The sequence below is a fragment of the Streptomyces sp. NBC_00667 genome, assembly GCF_036226825.1.
In the GTDB taxonomy this organism is placed as follows: Bacteria; Actinomycetota; Actinomycetes; order Streptomycetales; family Streptomycetaceae; genus Streptomyces.
Map to the genome: position 1 here is coordinate 4,075,947 of NZ_CP109022.1, position 21,144 is coordinate 4,097,090.

22 protein-coding genes are annotated in these 21,144 nt (G+C 71.9%); 19 read left to right on the forward strand and 3 right to left on the reverse strand.

What is annotated here, in order from left to right:
• The first annotated feature begins 2 nt into the window (after nucleotides 1-2).
• The 10 genes from rpsM to glmM all read left to right on the forward strand — a co-directional run bounded on the left by rpsM (nucleotide 3) and on the right by glmM (nucleotide 9,298).
• On the forward strand, nucleotides 3-383 hold the full coding sequence (rpsM, locus tag OHA81_RS19050; RefSeq protein ID WP_030710357.1) for a 30S ribosomal protein S13: 381 nt from the start codon (nucleotides 3-5) through the stop codon (nucleotides 381-383).
• 54 nt (nucleotides 384-437) lie between these two features.
• Nucleotides 438-842, forward strand: a complete 405-nt coding sequence (rpsK, locus tag OHA81_RS19055; RefSeq protein ID WP_003956432.1) for a 30S ribosomal protein S11 — start codon at nucleotides 438-440, stop codon at nucleotides 840-842.
• A gap of 140 nt (nucleotides 843-982) precedes the next feature.
• Nucleotides 983-2,005: a DNA-directed RNA polymerase subunit alpha gene (locus tag OHA81_RS19060; protein ID WP_007265920.1), complete on the forward strand. Its 1,023-nt coding sequence runs from the start codon at nucleotides 983-985 to the stop codon at nucleotides 2,003-2,005.
• Between the two features lie 139 nt (nucleotides 2,006-2,144).
• Entirely contained in the window at nucleotides 2,145-2,612 is a 468-nt protein-coding gene (rplQ, locus tag OHA81_RS19065; RefSeq protein WP_030298228.1) for a 50S ribosomal protein L17, read from the forward strand.
• A gap of 109 nt (nucleotides 2,613-2,721) precedes the next feature.
• Nucleotides 2,722-3,573 carry a tRNA pseudouridine(38-40) synthase TruA gene (gene truA, locus OHA81_RS19070; protein ID WP_329197512.1) on the forward strand — a complete coding sequence of 284 codons (852 nt, stop codon included), beginning with the start codon at nucleotides 2,722-2,724 and terminating at the stop codon, nucleotides 3,571-3,573.
• 53 nt (nucleotides 3,574-3,626) lie between these two features.
• Nucleotides 3,627-5,246, forward strand: a complete 1,620-nt coding sequence (locus OHA81_RS19075) for an ABC-F family ATP-binding cassette domain-containing protein (protein ID WP_443056579.1) — start codon at nucleotides 3,627-3,629, stop codon at nucleotides 5,244-5,246.
• Between the two features lie 38 nt (nucleotides 5,247-5,284).
• Nucleotides 5,285-6,565 (forward strand): glycosyltransferase family 87 protein, encoded by a 1,281-nt coding sequence (locus tag OHA81_RS19080; protein ID WP_329197515.1) that lies wholly within the window; start codon nucleotides 5,285-5,287, stop codon nucleotides 6,563-6,565.
• A gap of 236 nt (nucleotides 6,566-6,801) precedes the next feature.
• The gene (rplM, locus tag OHA81_RS19085; RefSeq protein ID WP_329197517.1) at nucleotides 6,802-7,245 is read left to right on the forward strand and encodes a 50S ribosomal protein L13; all 444 of its coding nucleotides are present in this window, start codon (nucleotides 6,802-6,804) and stop codon (nucleotides 7,243-7,245) included.
• 42 nt (nucleotides 7,246-7,287) lie between these two features.
• Nucleotides 7,288-7,803 (forward strand): 30S ribosomal protein S9, encoded by a 516-nt coding sequence (gene rpsI / locus OHA81_RS19090; RefSeq protein ID WP_190183008.1) that lies wholly within the window; start codon nucleotides 7,288-7,290, stop codon nucleotides 7,801-7,803.
• A gap of 136 nt (nucleotides 7,804-7,939) precedes the next feature.
• Nucleotides 7,940-9,298 carry a phosphoglucosamine mutase gene (gene glmM / locus OHA81_RS19095; protein WP_329197519.1) on the forward strand — a complete coding sequence of 453 codons (1,359 nt, stop codon included), beginning with the start codon at nucleotides 7,940-7,942 and terminating at the stop codon, nucleotides 9,296-9,298.
• Nucleotides 9,299-9,343: 45 nt separating this feature from the next.
• Here the strand turns inward: glmM and OHA81_RS19100 are convergent, their stop codons facing one another.
• Nucleotides 9,344-10,297, reverse strand: coding sequence for a DUF389 domain-containing protein (locus OHA81_RS19100; protein WP_329197521.1), 954 nt, complete (start codon nucleotides 10,295-10,297; stop codon nucleotides 9,344-9,346).
• Nucleotides 10,298-10,313: 16 nt separating this feature from the next.
• On the reverse strand, nucleotides 10,314-11,333 hold the full coding sequence (gene coaA, locus OHA81_RS19105; protein ID WP_329197524.1) for a type I pantothenate kinase: 1,020 nt from the start codon (nucleotides 11,331-11,333) through the stop codon (nucleotides 10,314-10,316).
• Nucleotides 11,334-11,606: 273 nt separating this feature from the next.
• Between coaA and OHA81_RS19110 the strand changes: the two genes are divergently transcribed.
• From OHA81_RS19110 to OHA81_RS19145, 8 genes are all read left to right on the forward strand, one after another.
• The gene (locus tag OHA81_RS19110; protein ID WP_329197526.1) at nucleotides 11,607-12,407 is read left to right on the forward strand and encodes a hypothetical protein; all 801 of its coding nucleotides are present in this window, start codon (nucleotides 11,607-11,609) and stop codon (nucleotides 12,405-12,407) included.
• A gap of 113 nt (nucleotides 12,408-12,520) precedes the next feature.
• Entirely contained in the window at nucleotides 12,521-14,371 is a 1,851-nt protein-coding gene (gene glmS, locus OHA81_RS19115) for a glutamine--fructose-6-phosphate transaminase (isomerizing) (protein ID WP_329197528.1), read from the forward strand.
• Nucleotides 14,372-14,383: 12 nt separating this feature from the next.
• Complete coding sequence (locus OHA81_RS19120; RefSeq protein WP_329197530.1) at nucleotides 14,384-14,752, forward strand: holo-ACP synthase; 369 nt, start codon at nucleotides 14,384-14,386, stop codon at nucleotides 14,750-14,752.
• Nucleotides 14,753-14,872: 120 nt separating this feature from the next.
• On the forward strand, nucleotides 14,873-16,264 hold the full coding sequence (locus tag OHA81_RS19125; RefSeq protein ID WP_329197532.1) for an NAD(P)H-hydrate dehydratase: 1,392 nt from the start codon (nucleotides 14,873-14,875) through the stop codon (nucleotides 16,262-16,264).
• Between the two features lie 84 nt (nucleotides 16,265-16,348).
• Nucleotides 16,349-17,485: an alanine racemase gene (gene alr / locus OHA81_RS19130; RefSeq protein ID WP_329197533.1), complete on the forward strand. Its 1,137-nt coding sequence runs from the start codon at nucleotides 16,349-16,351 to the stop codon at nucleotides 17,483-17,485.
• The gene (locus OHA81_RS19135; protein WP_329197535.1) at nucleotides 17,486-18,769 is read left to right on the forward strand and encodes an alpha/beta fold hydrolase; all 1,284 of its coding nucleotides are present in this window, start codon (nucleotides 17,486-17,488) and stop codon (nucleotides 18,767-18,769) included. It begins immediately after the preceding gene.
• On the forward strand, nucleotides 18,726-19,310 hold the full coding sequence (gene tsaE, locus OHA81_RS19140) for a tRNA (adenosine(37)-N6)-threonylcarbamoyltransferase complex ATPase subunit type 1 TsaE (protein WP_443056580.1): 585 nt from the start codon (nucleotides 18,726-18,728) through the stop codon (nucleotides 19,308-19,310). Before OHA81_RS19135 ends, tsaE begins: the two co-directional genes overlap by 44 nt.
• A 138-nt stretch (nucleotides 19,311-19,448) precedes the next feature.
• The gene (locus OHA81_RS19145; RefSeq protein ID WP_329197537.1) at nucleotides 19,449-19,688 is read left to right on the forward strand and encodes a hypothetical protein; all 240 of its coding nucleotides are present in this window, start codon (nucleotides 19,449-19,451) and stop codon (nucleotides 19,686-19,688) included.
• Nucleotides 19,689-19,735: 47 nt separating this feature from the next.
• On the opposite strand, the gene OHA81_RS19150 is transcribed toward OHA81_RS19145, so the two are convergent.
• Nucleotides 19,736-20,287: a hypothetical protein gene (locus OHA81_RS19150; protein ID WP_329197538.1), complete on the reverse strand. Its 552-nt coding sequence runs from the start codon at nucleotides 20,285-20,287 to the stop codon at nucleotides 19,736-19,738.
• A 190-nt stretch (nucleotides 20,288-20,477) separates the two neighbouring features.
• On the opposite strand from OHA81_RS19150, the gene tsaB reads away from it, so the two are divergent.
• On the forward strand, nucleotides 20,478-21,140 hold the full coding sequence (gene tsaB, locus OHA81_RS19155; RefSeq protein WP_329197540.1) for a tRNA (adenosine(37)-N6)-threonylcarbamoyltransferase complex dimerization subunit type 1 TsaB: 663 nt from the start codon (nucleotides 20,478-20,480) through the stop codon (nucleotides 21,138-21,140).
• Nucleotides 21,141-21,144 lie beyond the last annotated feature (4 nt).

The following is a 21,144-nucleotide window of genomic DNA, read 5'->3' on the forward strand; positions in this document are numbered from 1 at the left end:
GAATGGCACGCGTTTCCGGTGTTGACATCCCGCGCGAAAAGCGTGTGGAGATCGCACTCACCTACGTCTTCGGTATCGGGCGCACCCGGTCCAAGGAGATCCTCGCCTCCACCGGCGTGAACCCGAACACCCGCGTTCGTGACCTGGCCGAAGAGGACCTGGTCAAGATCCGCGAGTACGTGGACGCCAACCTCCGCACCGAGGGTGACCTCCGCCGCGAGATCCAGGCCGACATCCGTCGCAAGGTCGAGATCCAGTGCTACCAGGGCATCCGCCACCGTCGTGGCCTGCCGGTGCACGGTCAGCGCACCAGCACGAACGCGCGTACCCGCAAGGGCCCGCGTCGCGCGATCGCCGGTAAGAAGAAGCCGGGCAAGAAGTAGTCCTGTTCAGCGGTCTTGCGCTGTAGGACCGACCACCTCCCGTAGGAGATTTAGATGCCCCCCAAGGGTCGTCAGGGCGCTGCCAAGAAGGTGCGCCGCAAGGAAAAGAAGAACGTCGCTCACGGGCACGCCCACATCAAGAGCACGTTCAACAACACCATCGTCTCGATCACCGACCCCTCGGGCAACGTGATCTCCTGGGCCTCCGCCGGCCACGTCGGCTTCAAGGGCTCGCGCAAGTCCACCCCCTTCGCCGCGCAGATGGCCGCCGAGTCGGCCGCCCGCCGCGCGCAGGAGCACGGCATGCGCAAGGTTGACGTCTTCGTCAAGGGTCCCGGCTCCGGCCGTGAGACCGCGATCCGCTCCCTGCAGGCCACCGGCCTGGAGGTCGGCTCCATCCAGGACGTCACCCCCACCCCGCACAACGGCTGCCGCCCGCCGAAGCGCCGCCGCGTCTGACGCGACGGACGCGCCTGTGCGTCTTTGAGTGTCCGGGCGGTACGACCCCTTCGGGGGCCGTGCCGCCCGTACCCTTGCAGTACCCAGCAGTACATGTCGGGCGTCAAATAGTGGGCGTCCACGACTGAAGGAACACAGACATGCTTATCGCTCAGCGTCCCTCGCTGACCGAAGAGGTCGTAGACGAGTACCGCTCGCGGTTCGTGATCGAGCCGCTGGAGCCGGGCTTCGGCTACACCCTCGGCAACTCCCTGCGCCGCACGCTCCTGTCCTCCATCCCGGGTGCCGCCGTCACCAGCATCCGCGTGGACGGCGTCCTGCACGAGTTCACCACCGTGCCGGGCGTCAAGGAAGACGTCACCGACATCATCCTCAACATCAAGCAGCTGGTCGTCTCCTCGGAGCACGACGAGCCGGTCGTGATGTACCTGCGCAAGCAGGGTCCCGGCCTGGTCACCGCTGCCGACATCGCGCCCCCGGCCGGTGTCGAGGTGCACAACCCGGACCTGGTCCTCGCCACGCTCAACGGCAAGGGCAAGCTGGAAATGGAGCTGACCGTCGAGCGCGGTCGCGGCTACGTCTCCGCCGTGCAGAACAAGCAGCTGGGCCAGGAGATCGGCCGCATCCCGGTCGACTCCATCTACAGCCCGGTCCTCAAGGTCACCTACAAGGTCGAGGCGACCCGAGTCGAGCAGCGCACCGACTTCGACAAGCTGATCGTCGACGTCGAGACCAAGCAGGCCATGCGCCCGCGCGACGCCATGGCGTCCGCCGGCAAGACCCTGGTCGAGCTGTTCGGTCTGGCCCGCGAGCTCAACATCGACGCCGAGGGCATCGACATGGGCCCCTCGCCGACGGACGCGGCCCTGGCCGCCGACCTGGCGCTGCCGATCGAGGAGCTGGAGCTCACGGTCCGCTCGTACAACTGCCTCAAGCGCGAGGGCATCCACTCCGTGGGTGAGCTCGTCGCCCGCTCCGAGGCCGACCTGCTCGACATCCGCAACTTCGGTGCGAAGTCGATCGACGAGGTCAAGGCGAAGCTGGCCGGCATGGGCCTGGCCCTCAAGGACAGCCCGCCCGGATTCGACCCGACCGCCGCCGCCGACGCCTTCGGCGCCGACGACGACGCGGACGCCGGTTTCGTCGAGACCGAGCAGTACTGATTCTTCCCGTCGCCGGCGGCCGAGGTCTTCGGCCCGCGTCGCCGGCGACGGCTTGATCGAGACTTTCCCGGGGCAGCCGCTCCGGGGGAACTGACACCGGTACCTGACACGGCCGGTGCAGATATGAAGGAGTAACACCATGCCGCGTCCCGCAAAGGGTGCCCGCCTGGGCGGCAGCGCCGCGCACGAGAAGCACCTCCTCGCGAACCTCGCGAAGGCGCTCTTCGAGCACGGCCGCATCACCACCACCGAGGCCAAGGCCCGTCGCCTGCGTCCCTACGCCGAGCGTCTGGTCACCAAGGCCAAGAAGGGCGACATCCACAACCGTCGCCTGGTGCTGCAGACGATCACGGACAAGAGCATCGTGCACACGCTGTTCACCGAGATCGCCCCGCGCTACGAGAACCGCCCCGGTGGTTACACGCGCATCACCAAGATCGGCAACCGTCGTGGCGACAACGCCCCGATGGCGGTCATCGAGCTGGTCGAGGCCCTGACGGTCGCGCAGCAGGCCACTGGTGAGGCCGAGGCCGCCACCAAGCGTGCCGCGAAGGACGCCGAGGCCGTGGCCGAGGCTCCCGCCGCCGAGGAGACCAAGGAGGCCTGATCCCGTTCTGGGATCGAGCTTGCTTGATCGGCTCTGAACGGGCCCGCCCCTTCCCGGGGCGGGCCCGTTCTGCATTCGTTCGAAAGACGCAGCTGAGAGGATCACTCACGTGAGTGACGAGGTGGAGCCCGGGCACGTCCGGGTACGGCTGGACCTGTCGTACGACGGCAAGGACTTCTCCGGCTGGGCGAAGCAGCGCGAGCTGCGGACCGTACAGGGGGAGCTGGAGTCGGCCCTGCGGACCGTGATGCGGCTGCCGGAGCCGGTGGAGCTGACCGTGGCCGGGCGGACCGATGCCGGCGTGCACGCGCGCGGGCAGGTCGCCCAGTTCGACGTACGCGAAGAGGTGTGGGCGGAGCACCAGGACAAGCTGCTGCGCCGCCTCGCGGGGCGGCTGCCGCACGACGTACGGGTGTGGAAGGCCGCGCAGGCCCCCGAGGGCTTCAACGCCCGGTTCTCGGCCGTCTGGCGCCGCTACGCCTACCGGGTGGGCGACCACCAGGCCGGGGTGGACCCGCTGCGCCGCGGGCACGTGCTGTGGCACCAGTGGCCGCTGGACGTGGACGCCATGAACGAGGCCTCCACCGCGCTGCTCGGCGAGCACGACTTCGCCGCGTACTGCAAGAAGCGCGAGGGCGCCACGACCATCCGCACGCTCCAGCAGCTCAGCTGGGAACGCGCGCAGGACGGCGTCATCACCGCCACGGTGCGCGCCGACGCGTTCTGCCACAACATGGTCCGCTCGCTGGTCGGCGCGATGCTGCACGTGGGTGACGGGCACCGGCCCGTGAGCTGGCCCGGCGAGGTGCTGAGGGCCGCCGTACGGGATTCCTCGGTGCACGTGGTCAAGCCCCACGGCCTCACGCTGGAGGAGGTCGGCTACCCGGCCGACGAGCTCCTGGCGGCCCGCAGCAAGGAAGCGCGCAACATGCGCACCCTGCCGGGAGCCGGCTGCTGCTGAGCGCCGGCTAATCCATTTGGGCGGATCGCGGCCCGGCCTGGACAATGCGCCCCATGGGACATCTCGAAGCCAGCCACCTGGAGTACTACCTTCCCGACGGGCGGGTGCTGCTCCCCGACGTCTCCTTCCGCGTGGGGGAGGGGTCGGTCGTCGCCCTGGTGGGGGCGAACGGGGCCGGCAAGACCACCCTGCTCAAGCTGATCTCGGGCGAGCTCCAGCCGCACGGCGGGTCGGTCACCGTCAGCGGCGGCCTCGGGGTGATGTCACAGTTCGTGGGCTCGGTCCGGGACGAGACGACCGTCCGCGACCTGCTGGTCTCGGTGGCCCAGCCGCGGATCCGGGAGGCGGCGGGGGCCGTGGACCGGGCCGAGCACCTGATCATGACGGTGGACGACGAGGCCGCCCAGATGGCGTACGCGCAGGCGCTCAGCGACTGGGCCGACGTCCAGGGCTACGAGGCGGAGACCCTGTGGGACGTCTGCACCACGGCAGCGCTGGGGATGCCGTACGACAAGGCGCAGTTCCGGGAGGTGCGCACGCTGTCGGGCGGTGAGCAGAAGCGGCTCGTCCTGGAGGCGCTGCTGCGGGGCCCGGACGAGGTGCTGCTGCTCGACGAACCCGACAACTACCTCGACGTGCCCGGCAAGCGGTGGCTCGAGGAGCAGCTGCGCGCGACGCGCAAGACGGTGCTGTTCATCAGCCACGACCGGGAGCTGCTGACCCAGGCCGCCCAGAAGATCATCAGCCTGGAGGCGAGCCCGATGGGCTCCGACGTCTGGGTGCACGGCGCGGGTTTCGGCACCTACCACGAGGCCCGCAAGGAGCGCTTCGCCCGTTTCGAGGAGCTCAAGCGGCGCTGGGACGAGGAGCACGCCCGGCTGAAGGCGCTGGTGCTGCGGCTGCGCAACCAGGCCGCGAGCAGCCCCGACATGGCCTCGCGCTACCGGGCGATGCAGACCCGCTTCCAGAAGTTCGAGGAAGCCGGCCCGCCGCCGGAGCCGCCGCGGGAGCAGGACATCACGATGCGGCTCAAGGGCGGCCGTACGGGCGTGCGCGCGCTGACGGTGGAGAACCTGGAGCTGACCGGCCTGATGAAGCCGTTCTCGCTGGAGGTCTTCTACGGGGAGCGGGTCGCGGTGCTGGGCTCGAACGGCTCCGGCAAGTCGCACTTCCTGCGGCTGCTGGCGGGCGAGGACGTCAAGCACACCGGTGACTGGAAGCTGGGCGCACGGGTGGTTCCCGGCCACTTCGCGCAGACGCACGCCCATCCGGAGCTGTTCGGCCGCACGCTCGTCGACATCCTGTGGACGGAGGCGGCCAAGCCCCTGGGCCAGGCGATGGGGGCCCTGCGCCGCTACGAGCTGGAGCGGCAGGCGGAGCAGCCGTTCGAGAAGCTGTCGGGCGGCCAGCAGGCGCGGTTCCAGATCCTGCTGCTGGAGCTGGCCGGCACCACCGCGCTGCTGCTGGACGAGCCGACCGACAACCTGGACCTGGAGTCGGCGGAGGCCCTCCAGGACGGCCTGGAGGCGTACGACGGCACGGTGCTGTGCGTGACGCACGACCGCTGGTTCGCGCGAACATTTGACCGTTACTTGGTCTTCGGTTCAGACGGTGTTGTACGGGAGACTCGGGAACCCGTATGGGACGAACGTAGGGTCGAGCGCGAGCGTTGAGGGGGTGAACCGCCCCCCGCGGGGTCGAGGGAGGCGTTGTGGGGCTGCGGTCTGGCATCTGGCTCATGAAGTGGGCCCGTCCGGTTCCGGCCGGGCGGCGGGTCGACTGGCTGCTGCGGCCCGCGCCGCGCTCCTGGCAGGCGGTGTCCCTCGTGATCCTGCTGTCGATCGCCGTCTCCACGAGCCTGCGTGAGAACTGGGGCTCGGACAACGCGTTCGTGGTCAAGGCCGCGGACGCGCTGCTGTCGGGTGCCTCGCCCTACGAGGACAAGCGGTTCCTGTACCTGCCCAGCGCCGTGATCATGGCCGTGCCGGAGGCGCTGCTGCCGCACTGGGCGCTGCGCTGGCTCCTGCCGCTGGGCATGACCGCGCTGATCGGCGCCGGCTGGTGGGCTGCGCTGCGGCTGTTCTCCGTACCGGTGCGCTCCCGCTTGGCGGTCGGGGGTTTCGCCTTGTTCGCGCTGGCCTACAAGCCGTACGTGAACCTGGTGCTGATCGGGAACTGGACGGCGATCTCGGCGGCCGCCCTGCCGCTGGCGCTGCTGCTCGCCCACCGGCGGCGGTGGGCCGGGGCGGGCCTGGTGGTGGGGCTGGCCATCGCCTGCAAGCCGATGCTCGTGCCGGTCGGGCTGCTGTTCGTACTGGCCCGGCAGTGGCGGGGGCTGGCCGTGGCGGTGCTGGTGCCGGTGGCGATGTCGCTGGCGGGGGCGCTGATGATGCCGAGCCCGACGCTGTTCTTCACCAAGACGCTGCCGTTCCTCTTCCAGGGGCAGGACGCGTACGCGCTGCCCTGGGACGCCTCGCCGATCGCGGTGCTGCCGCGGCTGGGGGTGCCGCAGCCGGTCGCGGTGGTGCTGGCCGGGGCGGGGGCGCTGGGCGGGCTGTGGGCGGTGTGGGTGCGCTGGCGGCGGACGGACGCGCCGGGGGGCGACGAACTGCGCCTCGCGGAGACGGCCTGCATGGTGATGCTCGCCGCATTCCTGGTGTCGCGGCCGTCCTTCGACCACTACCTGCTGGTGGTGCTGCCGCTGCTGATCGTTTCGGGGGTGCGGGAGGGCTCGGCGGCCCGCTCGCCCTGGTTCTGGGCGGCCCTGGCGCCCCAGCTGGCCCTGTTCCCGTGGCCCTCGGAGCTGGCCCACAAGAGGCGGGCATTCCGGGACATGCTGGCCCTGTGCGGGCTGGCGGCTCTGCTGGTGCGTCGTACCCTGCGCTCCGGTCGGGTTATTCTGGGTCCAGTAACAACTGCGGGGTCCCCACCCAGGACCGAACCGGAGTGCGCCGCGACGTCAGCTGCATCGGCATCGCGGACCGCGTTTTGACCCGTACGGGTCCTCTTGGGTACTCTGCTGGTTTGTTATGCGTATTGGCTTTCTCATTCTCACGTGAAAGGGCCTTACGCCGGTCCACCGGACCGATGACCAGCGGTTCACACGGGTTGCGTCCCCGATGTGGACAAGCGGCTGTCGTGATCGTCCGTGGTGACCCTGTCAGGACCCTTCCCGCGGGGCTCGTGCCCTATGGGATGACCCACCACTGAAGAAGCGAAGGCATACGCGTGCGTACGTACAGCCCCAAGCCCGGCGACATCTCGCGCCAGTGGCTCGTCATTGACGCCCAGGACGTCGTCCTCGGCCGTCTGGCGACCCAGGCCGCTGCCCTCCTGCGCGGCAAGCACAAGCCGACCTATGCGCCCCACATGGACATGGGCGACTTCGTCATCATCGTCAACGCCGACAAGGTTCACCTGTCCGGCAACAAGGCGTCCCAGAAGATGGCGTACCGCCACTCCGGCTTCCCGGGTGGTCTGCGTTCCGTGCGTTACGACGACCTCCTGGCGAACAACCCGGAGAAGGCCGTCGAGAAGGCCGTCAAGGGCATGCTCCCCAAGAACACCCTGGGCCGTCAGATGCTCTCGAAGCTGAAGGTCTACTCGGGCGACCAGCACCCCCACGCTGCCCAGCAGCCGGTGCCGTTCGAGATCACCCAGGTCGCGCAGTAGTTCCGGCCACCCCCTAAGACGTAGAGAATTCTGAGGAGAATCGTGGCCGAGACCACCGTCGAGACCCCCATCGAGGGCGACGAGACGTACGACGCTGTTACCACTTTCGAGTCCGAGGCGCCGGAGGGTGACTACACCTCCGAGTCCCTCGCCGGCCGCTTCGGCGACCCGCAGCCGGCCGCCGGCCTGGGCCGTCGCAAGAACGCCATCGCGCGCGTCCGGATCGTCCCGGGCACCGGCAAGTGGAAGATCAACGGTCGCACCCTTGAGGACTACTTCCCCAACAAGGTGCACCAGCAGGAAGTCAACGAGCCGTTCAAGCTCCTCGAGCTGGACAACCGCTACGACGTCATCGCCCGCATCTCGGGTGGCGGCGTCTCCGGCCAGGCCGGCGCCCTGCGCCTCGGTGTGGCCCGTGCGCTGAACGAGGCGGACGTCGACAACAACCGCCCGGCGCTCAAGAAGGCCGGCTTCCTCTCCCGCGACGACCGTGCGGTCGAGCGCAAGAAGGCCGGTCTCAAGAAGGCCCGTAAGGCTCCGCAGTACAGCAAGCGTTAATCTGCGCCTGCTGTTCTGCAACGAAACCGCCCCGGCAGCACTCTCTGTGCTGTCGGGGCGGTTCGTTTACCGCCACAAGCGGCACATACCTGTCACACAGCGGCACTAAGCGAAGCGTGAACTCGGGAGGACAACAGTGGGACGACTCTTCGGGACGGACGGTGTACGAGGCGTCGCGAACGCGGATCTGACGGCCGAGCTCGCGCTCGGTCTCTCCGTGGCGGCCGCGCACGTACTGGCCGAGGCGGGCACTTTCGCCGGTCACCGGGCCACCGCCGTGGTCGGCCGGGACCCCCGAGCTTCCGGCGAGTTCCTGGAGGCCGCGGTCGTCGCGGGCCTCGCGAGCGCGGGCGTGGACGTCCTGCGCGTCGGTGTGCTGCCCACCCCGGCGGTGGCGTATCTCACCGGTGCGCTGGGCGCCGACCTCGGCGTGATGCTCTCCGCCAGCCACAACGCGATGCCCGACAACGGCATCAAGTTCTTCGCGCGCGGCGGCCACAAACTCGCCGACGAGCTGGAGGACCGGATCGAGTCCGTCTACGACGAGCACCGCACCGGCGCCCCCTGGGACCGTCCCACCGGCGCGGGCGTCGGCCGGGTCTCGGACTACACCGAGGGCTTCGAGAAGTACGTCGCGCACCTCATCGGGGCCCTTCCCAACCGCCTCGAAGGCCTCAAGGTCGTCCTGGACGAGGCCCACGGCGCGGCCGCCTACGTCTCCCCCGAGGCCTTCGCCCGGGCCGGCGCGGAGATCGTCACGATCGGCGCCGAGCCCGACGGCCTGAACATCAACGACGGCTGCGGCTCCACCCACCTCGGTCTGCTCAAGCAGGCCGTCGTCGAGCACGGCGCCGACTTCGGCATCGCGCACGACGGCGACGCCGACCGCTGCCTGGCCGTGGACGCCTCGGGCGCGGAGGTCGACGGGGACCAGATCCTCGCGGTGCTGGCACTGGCCATGCGCGAGGCGGGGCAGCTGCGCGAGAACACCGTGGTCGGCACCGTCATGTCGAACCTGGGGTTCAAGCTGGCCATGGAGGCCGAGGGCATCCAGGTCGTCCAGACCGGGGTCGGCGACCGCTACGTGCTGGAGTCGATGAAGGAGCACGGCTACGCGCTCGGCGGCGAGCAGTCCGGCCACGTGATCATCCTCGACCACGCCACGACCGGCGACGGCACGCTCACCGGGCTGCTGCTGGCGGCCCGCGTCGCGGCGACCGGGCGGTCCCTGGCGGAGCTGGCGGGCGTGATGCAGCGGCTGCCGCAGGTGCTGATCAACGTGCCCGATGTGGACAAGTCCCGCGTCGGGACCTCCGGTGAGCTGGCGGCCGCGGTGGGTGAGGCCGAGCGCGAGCTGGGCGCCACCGGGCGGGTGCTGCTCCGTCCCTCCGGTACGGAGCCGCTCGTACGGGTGATGGTCGAGGCCGCCGACATCGAGCAGGCCCGCGCGGTCGCGGGACGCCTCGCGGACGTCGTGAAGTCGGCGCTCGGTTAGCAGCGGCCGTTCCCGAGCCCCGTCGCCCCTCGCGGGCGGCGGGGCTCAGGCCGTTCCGGGCGGGTTGCGGCGCCGGAGGCCGCGCCGGCTGCGCCACAGCTGCTTCTGCGCGTACAGGGTCAGGGTGCCGGCCAGCATGATCCCGCCCAGGTTCACCAGCAGCTGCTCCGCCGAGCCCCACATCTGGCCCACGTCGCCGTAGCTGAGGGCCACCGCGGCGTTGGCGGCCGCAGGGACGGTGGTCACCGAGATCGCCACGCCGACCAGCGCGCCCGATTTGGCGGACGTCAGGGACAGCACCCCGGCCACCCCGGCGAGCAGGGACACCACGAAGGAGAACGAGTCCGGCTGCCAGATGAAGCTGGTGTTGGGGCGCGGGTTCTCCAGCATCGACTGCTCGAACAGGCCCAGCGCGTCCATGGCCAGGCTGAACAGGGTGGTCGCCGCCATCGCGGCGGCGAAGCCGATCAGCAGGGCGACCAGCGAGCGCGCGGCCGGTTTCGGAGCCCGCCGGACCAGGCCCGTGCACACGCCGGCGAGCGGGCCGAACTCCGGGCCGACGGCCATCGCGCCCACGATCAGGACGGCGTTGTCCAGGACCACACCGCAGGCGGCGATCAGCGTCGCGATGATCATGAATGCGGTGTAGGTGATCGTGAGGGTCGACTCCTCGTGCGTCGCCTCGCTCAGCTGCTCCCACAGCACGGCGTCGGCCCCCTCGCCGGGAGCCTCCTCCTCGGCCCGGTCGGCGCTCTTGGAGAGGGTCAGGTCGATGTTCTCGACGGTGATCGAGCCGTCTTCGTCGATGCCCAGCTCCCGCAGCGCGTGCAGCAGCTCGTCGCCCGCCTCGCGCGCGACGTCGCAGGTGACGAGGTCACCCGCGGGGGCGAGGGCCGCGCCGGTCAGCACCACCAGGTGGGTGGTGCCGACCGTGTCCTCGATGAGGCGCAGTACGGCGTGCGTCCGGTCGGGCGGGGTGATCATCCGCAGGTGCAGCATGCCCGAACAGTAGCTTTCACAGTTTGCGCAGGCTGAGCTTCTGCACCTTGTGGTCCGGGCCCTTGCGCACGACGAGGGTGGCGCGGCCGCGGGTCGGGGCCACGTTCTCCATCAGGTTGGGCTTGTTGATGGTCCGCCACATCGTCTGCGCGTACTCCAGGGCCTCCTCCTCGGAGACCTGTGTGTACTTGCGGAAGTAGGAGAAAGGATTCTGGAACGCGGTCTCGCGCAGCTTCCGGAAGCGGTTGAGGTACCAGCGCTCGATGTCCTCGGGGCGCGCGTCCACGTACACGCTGAAGTCGAAGTAGTCGGCGAGACCCACGCGGGTCCGGCCGTCCTTGCCGGGCAGGGCCGGCTGGAGGACGTTGAGCCCCTCGACGATGAGGATGTCCGGGCGGCGGACGACGAGCTGCTCGCCGGGGACGATGTCGTAGATCAGGTGGGAGTAGACCGGGGCCGTGACCTCGTCCTTGCCCGCCTTGATGTCGGCGACGAAGCGGGTGAGCGCGCGCCGGTCGTAGGACTCGGGGAAACCCTTGCGGGCGGTCAGGCCGCGGCGCTGGAGTTCCTTCATCGGGTACAGGAAGCCGTCGGTGGTGACGAGCTCGACGCGCGGGTGCTCGGGCCAGCGGGCGAGCAGGGCCTGGAGCAGACGGGCGACGGTGGACTTGCCGACGGCGACGGAACCGGCGACCCCTATGACGAAGGGGGTGCCCTGCTGGGCGCCGTGGCCGTTGCCGGCGTCGCCGAGGAAGGTGTTGAGGGTGCCGCGGAGGTTGCTGGTGGCGCCGACGTAGAGGTTCAGCAGGCGGGAGAGGGGGAGGTAGACGTCGCGGACCTCGTCGAGGTCGATGACGTCGCCCAGGCCGCGGAGCCGTTCGACCTCGTCGGCGGTGAGCGGGAGGGGGGTGCGCTCGCGCAGGGCGCTCCATTCGGCCCGGGTGAGGTCGACGTAGGGGGAGGCCTCGGCGGGCCGGCGGTGGCCGGCGCGGTCCGTCGGGCGGCCCGGCGTGCTTCGTGGCGGCGAAGTGATCACAGAGCCATTGTCGGGGCTCGCGCTCGCTTATGGGTGGTGTGGTCGGTCACGTGGGGAGCGGGCCCGGGCGGGACGTGGGTGGCCGGATCTCGATTGGAGTGTCGTGTCGGTCTCGCGGTGGTCACGATTGGCAAGGCTGTGTGAAAACCCGATCGTCCGACCGTCCTTCCACCCGTACATTGCTGATCGCCGCAGCTCCGGTGCGCGCCCCCGACCGAGGGCACGCCGACCGGGGCTGTCTCTGTGCGTTCTTTGTTCCGGGGGAGATTTCCGTTGCGTACCGTGCTTGTCCGTCGTGCTGTCCTGACCGCTTCGGCGGTGTCCTTGACCCTGGTGGCCACCGCCTGCGGATCGGGCGGGCCCGGCGGCGCCGGGGCCGATTTCAAGGCCGGCCCCCGGAGCGGCGCGCAGCCGTCGGCCGCGGCTTCGAGCGCGTCCGCGGCGGGGCCCAAGGGGAAGACGGCCGCCGAGCTGGGCACGCTGCTGGTCACCCCGGCGGACCTGCCCGACCACAAGCTGGAGCCGGTGACGGACGACGAGGCGCAGAACGACCCGATCGAGACCGACACGGCCGCCTGCAAGCCGCTGGCCCAGGCCGAGGGGATGCAGCCGATCGGCGCCTCCACCGGGGTCGCCCGCGTCGTCGCCGGCGGGAAGGCGCGGCCGGCGGCCGGGGGCGCCGGTGCGGCGCAGACGCCGGAAGCGGCCGGAGGCGCCGGCCTCAAGGTGACGGCCACGTCGGTCGCGCTGGTGTCCTACGACGGCAAGGGCGCCGAGGAGGCCTTCTCCGCCGTCAAGGACGGGGTGCGGGCGTGCGCGGGCGGCTTCTCGGTGACGCAGGCGGGGGAGAAGACGGACATCGACAGCGTCACCTCGGACACCGCGCTCACCGGAGGCGACGAGACGGTCTCCTTCAGCACCGTGATGGACCTGGGGGACGGCGACAGGAACGTGACCCGGGTGGTGGTCCTGCGCAAGGGCAACACCCTCGCGACGTTCACCGCGCTGAGCGTGAGCGACGAGGCCGAGCAGCCGAAGGCCGTCGTGGACGCGCAGGTGAGGAAGCTCGGCTGACGGGCCTGACCCGCGGTCACGCGTCAACCCCGCTCCGGCACATTCGCCGGGGCGGGGTTTTCGTCCGGTTCAGGTACGGGGCAGGAGCCCGGCACCGGCGTACCCTGCCGCCTATGTGCGGAATTGTGGGTTACGTGGGAGCGCAGTCGGCGCTCGATGTGGTCATCGCCGGACTCAAGCGGCTGGAGTACCGCGGCTACGACTCGGCCGGTGTCGCCGTGCTCGCGGACGGCGGACTGGACGCCGTCAAGAAGGCGGGCAAGCTGGTCAACCTGGAGAAGGAACTGGTCGGGCATCCCCTGCCGGCCGGGTCCACGGGCCTGGGGCACACCCGGTGGGCGACCCACGGCGGGCCCACCGACGTCAACGCCCACCCGCACCTCGACAACTCGGGGCGCGTGGCGGTCGTGCACAACGGGATCATCGAGAACTTCGCCGAGCTGCGCGCCGAACTCGCCGAGCGCGGCCACAAGCTGGAGTCCGAGACGGACACCGAGGTCGTGGCGCACCTGCTCGCCGAGCAGTTCGAGGCCGTGTCCGGGGACCTGGCGGAGGCCATGCGGCGGGTCTGCCGTCGGCTGGAGGGCGCGTTCACGCTGGTCGCGGTGCACGCCGACGCGCCGGAGGTGGTGGTGGGGGCGCGCCGGAACTCCCCCCTGGTGGTGGGCGTGGGAGAGGGAGAGAACTTCCTCGCCTCGGACGTGGCCGCGTTCATCGCCCACACCCGGTCCGCGATCGAGCTGGGGCAGGACCAGGTCGTCGAGCTCCGCCGCGAGGGGGTGACGGTGACCAACTTCGACGGTTCGGCCGCGACGGTGCGGGCGTACCACGTGGACTGGGACGCCTCGGCGGCCGAGAAGGGGGGATATGACTACTTCATGCTCAAGGAGATCGCCGAGCAGCCGAAGGCCGTCGCCGACACCCTCCTGGGCAGGATCGACGCGAGCGGCCTGCTGACCCTGGACGAGGTGCGCATCCCCGCCTCGGTGCTCCGCGAGGTCGACAAGGTGGTGATCGTGGCGTGCGGCACGGCGTACCACGCGGGCATGATCGCGAAGCTGGCCATCGAGCACTGGACCCGCATCCCGTGCGAGACGGAACTGGCCAGCGAGTTCCGCTACCGCGATCCGATCCTGGACCAGCGGACGCTGGTGATCGCGATCTCGCAGTCGGGCGAGACCATGGACACCCTCATGGCGCTGCGGCACGCGCGTGAGCAGGGCGCCAAGGTGCTGGCCGTCTGCAATACGAACGGGTCGACGATCCCCCGCGAATCGGACGCCGTGCTGTACACGCACGCCGGTCCGGAGGTGGCCGTCGCCTCGACCAAGGCGTTCCTGACGCAGCTGGTGGCCTGCTACCTGGTCGCGCTGTACCTCGGGCAGGTGCGGGGTACGAAGTGGGGCGACGAGATCCGCGCGGTGATCCGGGAGCTGTCGGACATCGCCGCGGCCGTGGACACGGTGCTGGAGACGATGGAGCCGGTACGGGCGCTGGCGCGCTCGCTCGCCGACAAGAACACCGTGCTGTTCCTCGGACGCCACGTCGGGTACCCGGTGGCGCTGGAGGGTGCGCTCAAGCTCAAGGAGCTGGCGTACATGCACGCGGAGGGGTTCGCGGCGGGCGAGCTCAAGCACGGGCCGATCGCGCTGATCGAGGAGGACCTGCCGGTGGTGGTCGTGGTGCCGTCGCCGCGCGGGCGTTCGGTGCTGCACGACAAGATCGTGTCGAACATCCAGGAGATCCGGGCCCGCGGGGCTCGTACGATCGTGATCGCGGAGGAGGGGGACGAGGCGGTGGTGCCGTACGCGGACCACCTCATCCGCATCCCGGCGACGCCCACGCTGCTCCAGCCGCTGGTGGCGGCGGTGCCGTTGCAGGTGTTCGCGTGCGAGCTGGCGACCGCGCGGGGGAACGAGGTGGACCAGCCGCGTAACCTCGCCAAATCCGTCACGGTCGAATAGGGGCATGGTGTTGTGATTATCGGTGTGGGCATTGACGTTGCCGAGATCGAGCGGTTCGGCGCCGCCCTGGAGCGGACGCCGCACCTCGCGCAACGGCTCTTCGTCGACGCCGAGTTGACCCTGCCGAGCGGCGAGCGGCGCGGGATCGCCTCGCTCGCCGCCCGGTTCGCGGCCAAGGAGGCACTCGCCAAGGCGCTCGGCGCCCCCGGCGGGATGCTGTGGACCGACGCCGAGGTGTACGTCGAGGGGACCGGGCAGCCGCGCGTGCGGGTGTCCGGGACGGTGGAGGCACGGGCGTCGGCGCTCGGCGTGAAGTCGTGGCACATCTCCCTGAGCCACGACGCGGGGGTCGCCTCCGCCGTGGTCATCGCCGAGGGATAGGAACCGCCGAGGGATAGGAACCGCCGGGGGAGGGCCGGAGGGGGACGGACCGCCGGGCAGCGACCGGCAGCCGGGGACCGCCCCCGTCGTCCCGGCGGCCTTTTCGGGCAGGGTGGTGGCATGCGTACTGCTTACAGCGTGGAGACCGTACGGGCCGCCGAGCGCGAGCTGATGGCGCGGCTGCCGGAGGGCACCTTGATGCGGCGGGCGGCGGCCGGGCTGGCCGCCGTGTGCGCCGGGCTGCTGGGGAGGGTGTACGGCGCGCGGATCGTGCTGCTGGTCGGCCCCGGGGACAACGGCGGCGACGCCCTGTACGCGGGCGCGCGGCTGGCCCGGCGCGGCGCCGGGGTGACGGCCGTGCCGATGGACCCCGGGCGGATGCACCGGGGCGGCCTGGCCGCCCTGCTGGGCGCGGGCGGCCGGGTGGAGCCGGCGGTGCCCGGGCGGGCGGACCTGGTGGTGGACGGACTGCTCGGCATCGGCGGCCGCGGCGGCCTGCGGGCCGCGGCCGCCGCGCTGGTGGAGCGGATCCCGCCGGGCGCGGTGGTGGTCGCCGCGGACCTGCCGAGCGGGGTGGACGCGGATACGGGCGAGGTGGCCGGGGCAGCGGTCCGGGCCGACGTCACGGTGACCTTCGGGGCCTACAAGCCGGGGCTGCTGATCGACCCGGGAGCCTCGCGGGCCGGTGCGGTACGGCTGGTGGACATCGGGCTCACCCTCCCGGCGCCGGACGCGGAGGCGCTGCAACACGCCGAGGTGGCGCAGCTGCTGCCGGAGCCGGGCGCGGCCAGCGACAAGTACCGCCGGGGCGTGGTCGGCATCGTCGCCGGGTCGGCCCGGTACCCGGGGGCCGCGGTGCTGGCCGTCGCGGGGGCGCTGCGCGGCGGCGCCGGAGCGGTGCGGTACGTGGGTCCGGCGGCGGTCGGGGAGGCGGTGCTGGCCAGGTACCCGGAGACGCTGATCGGGCGGGGCCGGGTGCAGGCCTGGGTGATCGGACCCGGGCTCGGGGACGAGCGGGGCGCGGAGGTCCTCGAGGACCCGGTGCCGGTGCTGGTCGACGCCGACGGGCTGCGCGGGCTGGACCCGGGGGCGCTGCGGGCCCGGACGGCGCCGACGGTGCTGACCCCGCACGCGGGCGAGGCCGCGGCGCTGCTGGGCGTGCGGCGCGAGGAGGTCGAGGCGGGCCGGCTGGCCTCCGTACGGGCACTGGCGCAGCGGTACGGGGCGACGGTGCTGCTGAAAGGCTCGACCACCCTGGTCTGCGACGGCGCGGCCCCCGTCCGGGTCAACCCGACCGGGACCCCGTGGCTGGCCACGGCCGGCAGCGGCGACGTGCTCTCGGGCCTGACGGGCTCCCTGCTGGCGGCGGGCCTGTCCGGCCCGGACGCCGCTTCCGTGGCGGCGTACCTCCACGGCCTGGCGGCCCGACGCGCGGCATCGGGGGCCCCGCTCCTCGCCCACGAGGTGGCCGAAGCCCTCCCGGCCGCCTGGCGCGACGTCCGCACGCCCTGACCCGCACCCAGGCCCCGGGCCGCCCGCTGCGCCCCGACCCGCACGGCGCGGGGCGCGGCGGGGGGTTCTGAGAGACTGTGCTCGATGAACGAGACACCGACGCGCGCGTACGCCGAGATCGACCTAGCCGCCGTGCGGAGCAACGTGCGCGCCTTGCGCGCGCGGGCGCCCCGGGCCGAGCTCATGGCCGTCGTCAAGTCGGACGCCTACGGGCACGGGGCCGTCCCCTGCGCCCGCGCCGCCCTCGACGCCGGGGCGACCTGGCTGGGCACCGCCACCCCCGGGGAAGCGCTCGCACTGCGCGCCGCCGGGATCCGGTCCAGGATCATGTGCTGGCTGTGGACGCCCGGCGGCCCCTGGCGGGAGGCCATCGAGGCCGATCTGGACGTGTCCGTCAGCGGGATGTGGGCCCTGGACGAGGTACGGGCCGCCGCCCGCGAGGCCGGTCGGGTCGCACGCGTGCAGCTCAAGGCCGACACCGGCCTCGGCCGGGCCGGCTGCCAGCCCGCGGACTGGGCGGAACTGGTGGGCGCCGCCGTCGCCGCGCAGGCCGAGGGGACCGTCCTCGTCACCGGCGTCTGGTCGCACTTCGCCTGCGCCGACGAGCCCGGCCACCCCTCCATCGCCCTCCAGCTCACGGCCTTCCGCGAGATGCTCGCCCACGCCGAGAAGGAGGGCATCGAGCCCGAGGTCCGGCACATCGCCAACTCGCCCGCCACGCTCACCCTCCCCGAGAGCCACTTCGACCTCGTCCGCTGCGGCATCGCCGTCTACGGCGTATCGCCCGCGCCCGAGTTGGGCACGCCCGAACAGCTCGGCCTGCGCCCCGCGATGACCCTCAAGGCCTCCGTCGCGCTGGTCAAGACGGTGCCCGCCGGTCACGGAGTCAGCTACGGCCACCACTACGTGACGGAACGTGAGACGCGGCTGGCCCTCATCCCCGTGGGGTACGCGGACGGCATCCCGCGCCACGCCTCCGGGAGCGGCCCGGTCCTCGTCGGCGGCGCGGTCCGCCGGGTCGCCGGGCGGGTGGCCATGGACCAGTTCGTGGTCGACATCGAGGACGCCGACGTCGGCGCCGGGGATCCGGCAGTCCTCTTCGGGCCCGGTGACCTGGGAGAACCGACCGCCGAGGACTGGGCCGGGGCAGCGGGCACCATCGCGTATGAGATCGTCACCCGTATCGGGGGCAGAGTGCCCAGGGTGTACCGCAACGGCTGAATGCGGCTGCGTACGACCGAAGTACGGCTGAGTGAGGACGGCGACCGCGTGAGCGAGAACTGGCGCAAGGCCGGCTGGGCCGGCGCGGCCATCGGTGTCATAGCCGCCGGCGCGGCCGCCGGTGTCGCGGTCGAACGGATCACCGTGGGGCGCGGCATCCGCAGGAAGGCGCGGCTCGCACTCGACGCCGCCGGGGACTACGGCTCCCTGCGCGGGGCGGAGGGCGTCTGCCTCGCCGAGGACGGCACCGAGCTGTACTACGAGGTCGACGAGCTGCCCGAGGAGCCGGGCCGGCGCGGACGGCTGCGCCGCAAGAAGCCGCCCGCCGCGACCGTCGTCTTCTGCCACGGCTACTGCCTCGGCCAGGACTCCTGGCACTTCCAGCGCGCCGCCCTGCGCGGAACCGTCCGCGCCGTCTACTGGGACCAGCGCAGCCACGGACGCAGCATGCGCGGCCTCTCCCAGGCGGACGGCGAACCGGTGACCATCGAGTTGCTCGGACGCGACCTCAAGGCGGTGATCGACGCCACCACCCCCGAGGGCCCGCTGGTGCTGGTCGGCCACTCCATGGGCGGCATGACCATCATGGCCCTGGCCGAGCAGTTCCCGGAGCTGGTGCGCGAACGCGTGCTGGGCGTGGCCCTGGTCGGCACCTCCAGCGGCCGGCTGGACGAGGTCACGTACGGGCTCCCGGCCCTCGGCATGGGCGCCGTACGCCGTCTCCTCCCCGGGGTGCTCAGGGTGCTCGGGTCACAGGTGGAGCTGGTGGAACGGGGCCGCCGGGCCACCGCCGACCTCTTCGCGGGCATGATCAAGCAGTACTCGTTCGGCTCCAGGGAGGTCGACCCGGGCGTCGCCCGCTTCGCCGAACGGCTGATCGAGGCGACACCGATCGACGTGGTCGCCGAGTTCTACCCGGCCTTCCAGGTCCACGACAAGTCCATCGCCCTCCAGCGGTTCACGGACATCCCGGTCACCGTCATAGCCGGGGACCACGACATGATCACCCCGCCCGAACACAGCGCCGCCATCAAGGACGTGCTGCCGGCCGCGGAACTGGTCGTCCTGGAGGACACCGGGCACCTCATGATGCTGGAGCGCCCGGACGAGGTGACCGCACTGCTGACCGGGCTGCTGGCGCGCACCGGCGCCGTACCGCAGGCGCTGTCCGCGGACGGGCCCGGGGACGCGTCCGGCGCCGTATCCGCCGGGGGCTCCGGAGCGACTAACGTTGGCGCGCATGGAAGAAGTACCGCGAGAAGCGCCGCGCAGCCCGGCTCCTGAGGCCTTCGCGTCCGTGACGGCCGAAGGCGCCGTCACCGAGACCCTGATCACCGTCGACTCGCCCGACTCCATGAGCGAGCTGGGCCGTCGGCTCGCCGGCCTGCTGCGGCCCGGCGACCTCGTCCTGCTGACGGGCGAGCTCGGCGCAGGCAAGACCACCCTGACGCGCGGCCTCGGCGAGGGCCTCGGCGTGCGCGGGGCCGTCACCTCCCCGACCTTCGTGATCGCCCGCGTGCACCCGCCGCTGGGCGACGGGCCGGCCCTGGTGCACGTGGACGCGTACCGGCTCGGCGGCGGGCTGGAGGAGATGGAGGACCTGGACCTCGACGTCTCGCTGCCCGAGTCCGTGGTCGTCGTCGAATGGGGCGACGGCAAGGTCGAGGAGCTCTCCGACGACCGGCTCCACGTGGTGATCGCGCGCGCGGTCGGCCACGAGGAGGTCCTGGACGACGTACGGGAGGTCTCGGTGCGCGGGATCGGTGCGCGCTGGGCCGGTGCGGCGGACGGCCTGGCCGCGCTGGCGGAGCGCGCCGCCCGGTAGCGGGGTGGCGCCGGGCCGATCGTTCCGACACCGCGTCGGGAAAACGTTGCGCGAGGGCGGATGGTCGTGGTGACATGGTACCGAGCGCTGGTTAGGTGTACCTAAGTACGGCGCCCCGGGCCGGTCCAGGAGGCAGCCATGTCGGCAGCAGGAGCAGCACGCGCAGCAACGGGAGCAGGGCGGGCGCCCGGCACGGCCGTGTCCGTGGGGGCGCTGCTCGCCTCCTGCGCGGCCGCCGACGCCGTGTCCAGGCCGCCCGCGCGCATCCCCGTACGGCCGCTGCCCCAGGACGGGGCCGCCGGGGGCCGTGGAGCCGGGGCCGACGCAGCCGGGGCCCACGACGCGGAACAGGCCGCTCCGGCGTCCGAAGCGGCCTGAGGTTACCGACGGGCACCCCCGTACGGGTGAAACATGAAGGGTGCCCGTCAGGGAACGACGACCACCTTCGTGTTGATCGTCGCGAAGGCCCACATCGCGTCGCCGTCGGCCCGCGACATGCGGATGCCGCCCGTCTTCTTCGACTGGTCCGGCTCCGGCACCGTTCCGTCGACCCGCGCGCTGAAACCGATCGCGATGCCGTCGGTGGTGGCGAACCGCACGACGTGCTCGATCGGCACCCCGTCCGAGCCGGTGACCGTGCCCGAGCGCGAGCCCACCGGGTAGCTGCCCGGTACCGGGTGGACCGTGCTCGGCATGACCGCGAAGGACTTCGGCGCCTGGCCGTCCTCGCCGACCAGCCAGACGCGCTTTTGGGACACCGAGTAGACGACCCGCATCCCGGTCCCGGAGTCGGCCGGTACCGCGGCGGGCTTCGACGGGTCCTGCCGGGCGGGGCCCGGGGCCGGCGCGGGGGCCTGCGGGGCCGCCTTCGCGGGGCGGGCGGGCGCCGTGGCCGAGGCCTGGTAGCCGAGGAAACCGACGACGGCCAGCGCCGCGACGGTGAGCCCGGCCACGATTCCCGAGCTGCTGCGTGCCACCTTGCTCCGCCTTCCCGCGGTCTCCCCGCGTGTACGTCCTCGTCGGGCCTGCGTCATGGGTTCCCGGTCCCGACGGGCACTGGAATGCCCGGTCGAACACCGCACTGACTGCCTCGGTCGAAAGGTAGCAGCCGGGGTGGCCCGCGACCGGCCGCAAGGGCCGGGGCCCCGGGAGTCGTAGGCTGTTCGCGTGCTCTTGCTCGCTGTAGATACCGCCACGCCCGCCGTCACCGTCGCCCTGCACGACGGCGAGTCCGTCCTCGCCGAGTCCAACCAGGTCGACGCCCGCCGACACGGGGAGCTGCTGCTGCCCTCCGTCGACAAGGTCCTCGCCGAGGCCGGGGTGAAACTCGAAGCCGTCACCGGCATCGTCGTCGGCGTCGGCCCCGGCCCCTACACCGGACTGCGCGTCGGCCTCGTCACCGCGTCCACCTTCGCCGCCGTCCTCGGCGTCCCGGTGCACGGCCTGTGCACCCTGGACGGCCTGGCCCACGCGGCCGGCGCCGCCGGGATCGAGGGCCCCTTCACCGTCGCCACCGACGCGCGGCGCAAGGAGGTCTACTGGGCCCGGTACGAGGACCCGCGCACGCGCGTAGGCGACCCCGCCGTGGACCGCCCCGCCGACATCGCCGAGCAGGTCGCGGGGCTGCCCGCGGTCGGACAGGGCGCCCTGCTGTACCCGGACGTCTTCACCGACGCCCGCGGGCCCGAGCACCAGAGCGCCGCCGCCCTCGCGGCCCTGGCGGCGCAGCGGATCGCCGACGGCCTGGAGTTCCTGCCCCCGACACCGATGTACCTGCGCCGGCCCGACGCCCAGGTGCCCAAGAACTACAAGGTGGTCACCCCCAAGTGACCGC

Bases quoted from the DNA above. Each gene is read 5' to 3' on its own strand.
- rplQ (WP_030298228.1), top strand. From the start codon at position 2,145: ATGCCGCGTCCCGCAAAGGGTGCCCGCCTGGGCGGCAGCGCCGCGCAC.
- tsaE (WP_443056580.1), top strand. From the start codon at position 18,726: ATGGAAGAAGTACCGCGAGAAGCGCCGCGCAGCCCGGCTCCTGAGGCC.
- OHA81_RS19075 (WP_443056579.1), top strand. From the start codon at position 3,627: ATGGGACATCTCGAAGCCAGCCACCTGGAGTACTACCTTCCCGACGGG.
- rpsM (WP_030710357.1), top strand. From the start codon at position 3: ATGGCACGCGTTTCCGGTGTTGACATCCCGCGCGAAAAGCGTGTGGAG.
- OHA81_RS19145 (WP_329197537.1), top strand. From the start codon at position 19,449: ATGTCGGCAGCAGGAGCAGCACGCGCAGCAACGGGAGCAGGGCGGGCG.
- alr (WP_329197533.1), top strand. From the start codon at position 16,349: ATGAACGAGACACCGACGCGCGCGTACGCCGAGATCGACCTAGCCGCC.
- rpsK (WP_003956432.1), top strand. From the start codon at position 438: ATGCCCCCCAAGGGTCGTCAGGGCGCTGCCAAGAAGGTGCGCCGCAAG.
- OHA81_RS19135 (WP_329197535.1), top strand. From the start codon at position 17,486: ATGCGGCTGCGTACGACCGAAGTACGGCTGAGTGAGGACGGCGACCGC.
- glmS (WP_329197528.1), top strand. From the start codon at position 12,521: ATGTGCGGAATTGTGGGTTACGTGGGAGCGCAGTCGGCGCTCGATGTG.
- OHA81_RS19100 (WP_329197521.1), bottom strand. From the start codon at position 10,297: ATGCTGCACCTGCGGATGATCACCCCGCCCGACCGGACGCACGCCGTA.
- OHA81_RS19060 (WP_007265920.1), top strand. From the start codon at position 983: ATGCTTATCGCTCAGCGTCCCTCGCTGACCGAAGAGGTCGTAGACGAG.
- OHA81_RS19125 (WP_329197532.1), top strand. From the start codon at position 14,873: ATGCGTACTGCTTACAGCGTGGAGACCGTACGGGCCGCCGAGCGCGAG.